1 protein-coding gene is annotated in these 1,795 nt (G+C 55.7%); it reads left to right on the top strand.

Features of this window, described 5'->3' with window-relative positions:
• Positions 1 to 520: 520 nt before the first annotated feature.
• On the top strand, positions 521 to 1,795 hold a 1,275-nt coding region (gene ltrA / locus H7B90_RS06835), incomplete at its 3' end, for a group II intron reverse transcriptase/maturase (protein ID WP_185135118.1).

The following is a 1,795-nucleotide window of genomic DNA, read 5'->3' as shown; positions in this document are numbered from 1 at the left end:
GCCCAGAGGCACGCATCTTCTAGCCGGTGAAAGTCCGGTCGTGGGAAGGGCCAAGCCCCCGCGTAGCTTGGATGCCTGCGCATGGCGAAATCCGGGCGTAGAAGCGCATCGACGAAAGTACCTGTCGGAGACAGGGCGAGCGACAAACCAGGCCGTAACATGAAGTGAATCCTGCCGCGTCGTTAAAAAGGCCTCGCGAGAGGGACAAGAGGAAGCCGAGTCCCGCGTAGATGGACGAAGGCCATGGAAGCTGCTAGAGACCTTGGAGCGGCAGCGAAGAATCCTCCGGCGTATAGGGATCGGCATGGTTTGAAAGAGGATGCAGTGAACTGGGGAGGCCCTCCCCTGCACGGGAGAAAAAAATCTCTCGTAACGAGATGCTCTATAAGCCAAAGGTGAAGTGAGCCATCTGCAGGAAGGGAGTCCGAGGGGCGCGTAGTACCGATGAACGCAGGACAACACAACCTGCGGGAGGGAAGGGGCCCTGCTTTGTTCAAGCTTGACGAGGAGGTACGAGTGAGTGAATGCCAAACGGCTAACGACACCCAAGGAAAAAGTTCAACAACTCCAAGTCAAGCTAGGTCATGCTGCCAAGACAAGCAAGAGCAGAAGATTCCATGCGTTGTACGACAAGGTATGTCGTCTGGATGTGTTATGGGAAGCATGGCACTGCGTGCGGGCCAATAAGGGAGCGGCCGGCGTGGACGGGCAGACGCTGGCGGATATCGAGAAAAAGGGCGAAGCCCCGTTCATCGAGGAATGCCGCGAGCGCCTATTGCAGAAACGTTACCGCCCTCAGCCCGTGCGACGGCACTACATCGCGAAGAAAGACGGACGCAAGCGTCCGCTCGGCATCCCGACGATCCAGGACCGAGTCGTGCAGATGGCTGTAAAACTGGTGATGGAACCGATCTTCGAAGCCGATTTTCAAGACTGCTCGTTTGGCTTTCGTCCGAAGCGAGGCGCGAAACAAGCGCTAGAGCGAATCCGCAAAGCGTGTAACCGCAAAGGCAATTGGGTGGTCGATGTCGACATCCAAGGGTACTTCGACAACATCAACCAAGAGAAGCTGATGAAGCTGGTGGAAATGCGCATTAGCGACAGACGCGTACTCAAACTGATCCGTCAGTGGCTCGAAGCTGGGGTGATGGAGGAAGGCCAAGTCAGGAGAAGCGATTTGGGAACGCCGCAGGGCGGCGTGATCTCGCCTCTGCTCGCTAATATCTATCTGAACTACTTCGACCAGTTGTGGGAGAAGCATGGGAAAGAGGTTGGAGAGTTAACGCGGTATGCCGACGACTTCGTCGTGGTGTGCAAGACAAGGAAGGACGCCCTTCATGCCCATAAGCTCATTCGGGCGATTATGGAGCGGCTGGAATTGACGATGCACCCGGAGAAGACACGGATTGTGGGGCTGTGGACGGGAGAAGAAGGATTCGACTTCCTCGGCCTGCACCACCGAAAGACGAAAGCGGAAACGGGACAAAGCCGAGTGTACTACACGACCGGGCAATGGCTTTGCACGAAAGCAGAGGAGCACATACGTGAAGTCGTGAAAGAACGACTGGCGCCGCCGAACATGCGGCACGTTTCGTTCGAGGAACACGTGAAATGGCTAAATCCGAAAATCCAAGGCTGGAAGAACTACTATGCGACGCCGTATAGCTCGAAGTGGATGGCCAAGCTAGATTGGTATATCCACACTCGGCTGACAAAGTGGTACGCAAAGAAACGCCAGCGAAGTCACTGGCTTGGTTCCGGGTACGAAGTTAAACGCCTAAGCAAATTGCATGGA

The organism is Cohnella xylanilytica (genome assembly GCF_014212175.1).
GTDB classification, from domain to species: Bacteria; Bacillota; Bacilli; order Paenibacillales; family Paenibacillaceae; genus Cohnella; species Cohnella xylanilytica.
The sequence above is the reverse complement of the archived record's forward strand: the minus strand, read 5'-3'. Positions and strand labels throughout refer to the sequence as shown.